7 protein-coding genes and 1 pseudogene are annotated in these 7054 nt (G+C 47.9%); all 8 read left to right on the plus strand.

Annotated features, from left to right (window positions below):
- A pseudogene (locus Q1M25_RS06745) lies at positions 1 to 469 on the plus strand (nucleotidyltransferase domain-containing protein); the annotation flags it as partial.
- Positions 470 to 861: 392 nt separating this feature from the next.
- Positions 862 to 2541, plus strand: coding sequence for a type IV-A pilus assembly ATPase PilB (gene pilB / locus Q1M25_RS06750; RefSeq protein ID WP_107810558.1), 1680 nt, complete (start codon positions 862 to 864; stop codon positions 2539 to 2541).
- A 78-nt stretch (positions 2542 to 2619) separates the two neighbouring features.
- Entirely contained in the window at positions 2620 to 3861 is a 1242-nt protein-coding gene (locus Q1M25_RS06755; RefSeq protein ID WP_300483218.1) for a type II secretion system F family protein, read from the plus strand.
- Between the two features lies 1 nt (position 3862).
- The gene (locus Q1M25_RS06760; protein WP_300483220.1) at positions 3863 to 4750 is read left to right on the plus strand and encodes an A24 family peptidase; all 888 of its coding nucleotides are present in this window, start codon (positions 3863 to 3865) and stop codon (positions 4748 to 4750) included.
- On the plus strand, positions 4750 to 5370 hold the full coding sequence (gene coaE / locus Q1M25_RS06765; RefSeq protein WP_300483222.1) for a dephospho-CoA kinase: 621 nt from the start codon (positions 4750 to 4752) through the stop codon (positions 5368 to 5370). The genes Q1M25_RS06760 and coaE overlap by 1 nt, the downstream gene beginning before the upstream one ends.
- Positions 5367 to 5549 carry a DNA gyrase inhibitor YacG gene (gene yacG, locus Q1M25_RS06770; protein WP_003682475.1) on the plus strand — a complete coding sequence of 61 codons (183 nt, stop codon included), beginning with the start codon at positions 5367 to 5369 and terminating at the stop codon, positions 5547 to 5549. The genes coaE and yacG overlap by 4 nt, the downstream gene beginning before the upstream one ends.
- Positions 5550 to 5630: 81 nt before the next feature.
- Complete coding sequence (gene glyQ, locus Q1M25_RS06775) at positions 5631 to 6530, plus strand: glycine--tRNA ligase subunit alpha (RefSeq protein WP_003685919.1); 900 nt, start codon at positions 5631 to 5633, stop codon at positions 6528 to 6530.
- Between the two features lie 148 nt (positions 6531 to 6678).
- A partial coding sequence (gene lspA / locus Q1M25_RS06780; protein ID WP_300483227.1) for a signal peptidase II occupies positions 6679 to 7054 on the plus strand: 376 nt, incomplete at its 3' end.

A 7054-nucleotide genomic window follows, 5' to 3' on the forward strand; every position in this document is an offset into this window, starting at 1 on the left:
CCACGGTATTGCACCCAAACCCGAAGCCACAACGCTGTCACTCAGCACTATTCCAGAAGGAGAAACACCGCTTGCCCATCTATCCTTCAACCAAGACGGATACAGCAGCTACTGCCGCGAATATTCCTCTTATCAACAATGGCTGGCAGAACGCAACGAAACACGCTATCAAGGCACGCAGGCGCACGGCCAAGGTTACGATGCAAAAAATATGATGCACACCTTCCGCCTGCTTGAGACCGCACACGATATTGCCCTTCATGGCGAAATCCGTCCACGCCGTCCCAATCGTGACGAATTGCTGGCCATCAAGCGCGGCTCTTTTCCTTACGATGAACTGTTGGTGCGTGCAGAAACATTGATTAACGAAGTAGAAAATTTGTTCGCCCAGTCCGATCTGCCGGAAGCTGTAAACAGCACTTTGGCAATCAATGCCCTTGTCGAAATCCGAACCAAGATTTACGGATAAGAGAATCAAAAACAGAGGCCGTCTGAAATTATGTGTTTCCGCTTTTCAGACGGCCTTTTCATATTTCAAATTCCAACCGTCTATCCATCAAAACAACCTTTTCTGCCATCTCCAAACAAGCAATAGCAACATGAAATATAATTTCGTTATTGATTGGATTCATACGACAAAATTGTTGTTTTTTCATCATAATCCAAAAATATCGAGTTTAACGCCTATTCTCCTTGCTTTATAATGGCCGTCTGAAATAAAAATACAATTAAAGCAGAAGCATGTCTTTGCAACTTAAGCAGATTTGCATAATTAAATATATGCTTTAATCATAATAATGATAAAATAATACGGCTTTCCTCTAAATTAAAGGGAAAACTGCACAAGAAACGGAAAATAAAATGAGTGTCGGATTATTGCGTGTTTTGGTTCAAAGCCAGACCATCTCAAATCAACAAGCGGAACATTACAACAGCCTTTTACAATCGGGCAAAGAAATCCTGCCCAACCTATTTTCAGACGGCATCATCTCCCCTAAAGCTTTGGGAGAGTTAGTCGCGCGCGTATTCAGCTATCCTCTTTTGGATTTGCACTACTACCCGCGCAATAATGTAGTCAGCGACATTCTGACGGAAGAGCAAATGGTGCAAAATCGTTGCATTCCGATTTTCAAACGCGGACGCAAGGTTTATTTCGCCGTATCCGATCCGACCCAAATCCAAAACTTTCAAAAAATCGCTTTTGCTTCAGGTTTAAGTGTCGACTTGGTCGTAGTTCCCGACGACCAGCTCAGCTCATTGCTGGAATGGCTAGGCCAACGTTCGACCACCATTCTGAAAGAAATCAACGACGAACATGAAGCAACCCAGCAATCGCAATCGCTTTATATCGACAATGAAGAAGCTGAAGACGGCCCTATCCCCCGTTTCATCCACAAAACCTTATCCGATGCCCTGAACGCGGGCGCATCGGACATCCACTTTGAATTCTACGAACAAATGGCGCGCGTCCGTTTCCGTGTGGACGGACAATTGCGCGAAGTCGTACAGCCACCTGTCGCCGTGCGCGGCCAGTTGGCATCGCGCATCAAAGTGATGGCGCGTTTGGATATTTCCGAAAAACGTATTCCGCAAGACGGCAGAATTCAAATTGCCTTCCATAAACACGGCCGTCCGATTGACTTCCGTGTCAGCACGTTGCCGACATTGTTTGGCGAAAAAGTGGTAATGCGTATCCTAAATTCCGATGGTACATCGCTCAATATCGACCAGCTCGGTTTAGAGCCTTTCCAAAAAGAAATGCTGCTTGAGGCCATCAACCGCCCTTACGGCATGGTATTGGTTACCGGTCCGACAGGTTCGGGCAAAACCGTTTCGCTCTATACCTGCCTGAGCATTTTGAACACGGAAGATGTGAACATTTCAACGGCAGAAGATCCGGCCGAGATTAACCTGCCGGGCGTCAACCAAGTCAACGTCAATGAAAAACAAGGCCTGACGTTTGCTGCCGCACTCCGATCCTTCTTACGTCAAGATCCTGATATTATTATGGTCGGTGAGATTCGTGACTTGGAAACCGCCGACATCGCCATTAAAGCTGCTCAGACCGGCCACATGGTTTTCTCTACCCTGCATACCAATAATGCACCAGCCACGCTGTCCCGCCTTTTGAACATGGGTGTTGCGCCTTTCAACATCGCCAGCTCGGTCAGCCTGATTATGGCGCAAAGGCTGTTGCGCAGACTGTGTCCAAACTGCAAACGCGAAGTTGAGCGCCCGCCGGTTCCGGCATTGAAAAAAGCCGGCTTTACCGATGCGGACTTGGCTCAAGATTGGAAACTCTACCGCCCGGTTGGTTGCGACAGCTGCCGCGGTAAAGGATTTAAAGGCCGCGTCGGTATTTATGAAGTCATGCCGGTCAGCGATGAAATGCAAAAAGTCATTATGAACAACGGTACAGAAGTTGATATCATGAACATGGCCTATCAGGAAGGCATGGTAGACTTGCGTCGTGCCGGTCTCATGAAAGTCATGCAAGGCCTGACCTCGTTGGAAGAAGTGACTGCTCATACCAATGACTAAACTGCCATATTTTCAAAATTAAAATAAAGCGGCACGGGGAAACAGTCCGCTTTATTTCTTACTAACAAGGGATAACTCATGGCTCAAGCAGAGCAAAAAAGAAGTCTGTTCGGCTCAAGAAGCAAAGGCAAGCGTTTTACATTTGAAGGAAAAAATACCGAGACCGAACGTCTTGTCCGTGGTGAAGTAGTTGCCAAAGACGAAGAAGAAGCACGCAAAAAACTCCAACGCAGAGGCATTCGTCCTTTGCGTATCAGCAAAGTCAAAACCGCACACAAACGCCGTATTACCCAAGAAGACATTACAGTATTCACCCGCCAACTGGCAACGATGATGAAGGCAGGCTTACCACTGATGCAGGCTTTTGAAATCGTTGCGCGCGGCCACTCCAATCCGAGCATGACCGAAATGCTGATGCAGGTTCGTTCCGATGTAGAACAAGGCAGTGCATTGGGTAAATCATTCTCCAAATATCCAAAATATTTCGACCGTTTCTATTGCAATCTGGTCAGCGCAGGTGAGTCCGGCGGCGTATTGGAAAGCTTATTGGACAAACTGGCTGTCTATAAAGAAAAAACCCAAGCCATTAAGAAAAAGGTTAAAACCGCGCTGACCTACCCGATTGCTATTATCGTGGTGGCGATTGCGCTTATCTTCATCATGATGATGTTTGTGCTACCTGCCTTTAAAGAAGTTTATGCCAATATGGGTGCAGAGTTACCAAGCCTTACCCAACTTGTCATGAACTTGTCTAATTTATTCGTCGACTACGGCTGGATTATGATCATCCTTTTGATTGTTTCCGCCTTCGGCCTGTACAAACTCCATGAAAAATCGCCTACCTTCCAAAAACGAATCGATGCTCTGATTTTGAGACTGCCTGTTTTTGGCACCATCGTCCGAAAAGCGACCATCGCCCGTTGGGCGCGTACGACCTCCACCCTCTTCGCAGCCGGCGTTCCTTTGGTGGAAGTATTAGATTCAGTTGCAGGCGCATCCGGCAATATTCTCTATGAAGAAGCCACTCAAGACATTCGAGCCAAGGTAACCCAAGGCCTGTCGCTGACATCCAGTATGCAAAGTACAGATATGTTCCCCAACATGGTGATCCAAATGGCAGCCATCGGCGAAGAGTCAGGCTCTTTGGACGATATGCTGAACAAAGCAGCCGAATTCTATGAAGATGAAGTAGACAACTCCGTCTCCCGCTTATCTGCCTTGATGGAGCCTATCATCATGGTGGTATTGGGTTCGCTCATCGGTATCTTGCTGATTGCCATGTATCTGCCTCTGTTTAACTTGGGTAATGTCGTAGGTTGATATGCTTGATAGTATTTACTCTGCCATCGACGCCCTCTCCGTTCTTGCGCCATTCGCTATTCCTTTAGCCGTTATTTTGGGATTACTGATTGGCAGCTTTCTAAACGTTGTTATTTATCGCACGCCGATAATGATGGAACGCGAATGGACACAATTTTCTAAAGAGCATTTGGGCATCGAGCTGACAGACGAAGAAACACAGCCATTTAATCTGCGTAAACCGGATTCACGCTGCCCCAAATGCAAAAGCCCAATCAAACTTTGGCAAAACATCCCTATCCTCAGCTATGTTTTCCTGAGAGGAAAATGTCACTCCTGCAAAACCGCGATCGGCATACGCTATCCGCTGATTGAGCTGCTGACAGGTGTCTTATTCGGTATTGTCGCGTGGCAATACGGCTGGTCATGGGCGACTATTGGCGGATTCATTCTGACTGCCATATTGATTGCGCTGACCTTTATCGATGCAGATACACAATATTTACCCGACAGCCTGACTCAGCCCCTAATTTGGATCGGCATGCTGTTTAATCTGAATGACACATTCGTACCCCTGCATTCAGCCGTTTGGGGTGCGATCGCAGGCTATATGAGCCTTTATACTTTATGCGCCGTCTATAAACTTCTGACCGGTAAAATCGGCATGGGCAATGGCGACTTCAAACTTTTGGCCGCACTCGGTGCATGGCTGGGCGTAGGAATTTTGCCTGTTCTGATCTTCATGGCTGCCTTAGTCGGGCTGTTAGGCGCACTCATCGCCCGCGTCGGTAAAGGTCAGTATTTTGCTTTTGGTCCCAGTCTCGCTGTAGCAGGATGGATTATTTTGGTTGCCAATGCACCTATTACCCAACTGGTACAATGGTGGTTCGTACAATCAGGATTCCGATAATGACATTATGGATAGGCTTGACCGGCGGTATCGGCAGCGGCAAATCATCTGTCGCCCAAATGTTTGCCGAACTTGGCGTACCCATTATCGATGCCGATGCCATCAGCCGCTCACTGACCGCTGAAAATGGCGAAGCGCTTCCAGCCATCTGCCAGCTTTTCGGTGATGAAGTTTTTGACAGCAAAGGCCGTCTGAATCGTACGGCTTTACGGGAAGAAGTTTTCAGACGGCCTCAATCTAAAAAACAACTGGAAAACCTGCTTCTGCCATTAATTTTAAACAAAATCCAACAGCAGAAACAAAAGCTTGCTTCCTCTGCCTACGGCATTGTCGATGTACCGCTTTTAATTGAGAATCCGGCATTTAAAGCGGAAACCGACCGCATTTTAGTTGTAGATGTTCCAGAATCCGTCCAAATCGAACGCGTACACCAACGCAATGGTTTTTCAGAAGAACAGACGCGCCAAATCATGGCCACCCAAGCTTCCCGATCTGACAGACTGCTTCATGCCGACGACGTATTGGACAATACCCATAGCTTGGAAGAAGCAAAAATCAAGGTTGCCCGCCTGCATCAATACTATCAATCCATTGCACACTCACTGAAAGAAACTGCATGACCGCTCCTGTTGTAAAATGTCCGACCTGCCACAAAGAAGTCGTTTGGAACACCGACAGCCCCTACCGCCCTTTCTGCAGCAAACGGTGTAAACTCATTGATTTAGGCGAATGGGCGCAAGAAAAATACACCGTTTCTTCAGAAGACGACCCTTTTTCAGACCTGTTGGACGGCAAATAACCTACGCCGCTTCCTTCAGCCTATCCAAAACAGGCTCAAAACAGTAAAATACCCTCTTTATTCCAACCTATTCCATCCACCATGCTCACCTTCCAACAAATTATTTTCAAATTACAAAACTACTGGGCAGACAAAGGCTGCACCGTTATCCAACCTTTCGATATGGAAGTCGGTGCCGGTACTTCCCATCCAGCCACCTGTCTGCGCGCATTAGGCCCGGAGCCTTGGTTTGCCGCTTACGTTCAACCCAGCCGCCGCCCCAAAGACGGCCGCTATGGCGACAACCCCAACCGCCTGCAACACTACTATCAATTCCAAGTTGCGCTCAAACCAGCTCCCGCCAATATTCAAGACCTCTACCTTGACTCCCTGCGTGAATTGGGTATCGACCCTAAAGTACACGACATCCGCTTTGTCGAAGACGACTGGGAAAACCCTACTCTCGGCGCTTGGGGTTTGGGTTGGGAAGTTTGGCTCAACGGCATGGAAGTAACCCAATTCACCTACTTCCAACAAGTAGGCGGTATCGACTGCTCCCCCGTACTCGGCGAAATCACCTACGGTATCGAACGTCTCGCCATGTATCTGCAAGGCGTGGAAAATGTGTACGACCTCGTTTGGGCAAAAACCCTTGATGGCAACATCGTCACTTACGGCGACGTTTATCATCAAAACGAAGTCGAACAATCCACCTACAACTTCGAATACAGCGATGCCGATTGGCTCTTGCGCCAATTCAACGACTACGAAGAACAAGCCAAACGACTGCTTGCAGTTGAAGACACCAGTCTTGCCCTGCCTGCTTACGAGCTTGTACTCAAAGCCGGCCACACGTTCAACCTCTTGGATGCACGCGGCGCCATTTCCGTTACCGAACGCGCAACCTACATCGGCCGCATTCGTGCACTGAGCCGTATCGTTGCACAAAAATTCGTTGAAAGCCGCGAGAAACTGGGCTTCCCATTGCTTAAAAACCAATAAGCCCGCACATGCTTACCACGCCGCCTTTTGATACATTCAAGTGGCGGCGTTTCTATTTTCAGACGGCCTTCCCGTCATTGCCATCGCAAACACTTCCAGCCTGCTTTCAGGTAAAATAAGCCCTTTATTACATAAACCGTCTGAAAACATGAGTTCATCCTCTTCTGCAAAAACACCCTTTTTCTTACTTTCCCTCGTTGCCATCATTCTTGACCAACTGAGCAAATGGGAAATCTTGAAACACTTTACCGAAGGCGAACGCCTCAATATCATTCCAGACTTTTTTGACCTGACGCTTGCCTATAATCCAGGCGCGGCATTCAGCTTTTTGGCCGATCAAGGAGGCTGGCAAAAATTCTTCTTTTTAGGCCTGGCCGTTGTCATCAGCCTGTATTTGGCCCGTGCTATCTGGCGCGATGAGTTTGGACGCTGGGGCAAACTGGGAGCAGCCATGATTATCGGCGGCGCAATTGGCAATGTGGTTGACCGTCTGATTCACGGCCACGTTGTCGATTTTCTGCTTT

Source organism: uncultured Neisseria sp. (genome assembly GCF_951230505.1).
In the GTDB taxonomy this organism is placed as follows: domain Bacteria; phylum Pseudomonadota; class Gammaproteobacteria; order Burkholderiales; family Neisseriaceae; genus Neisseria.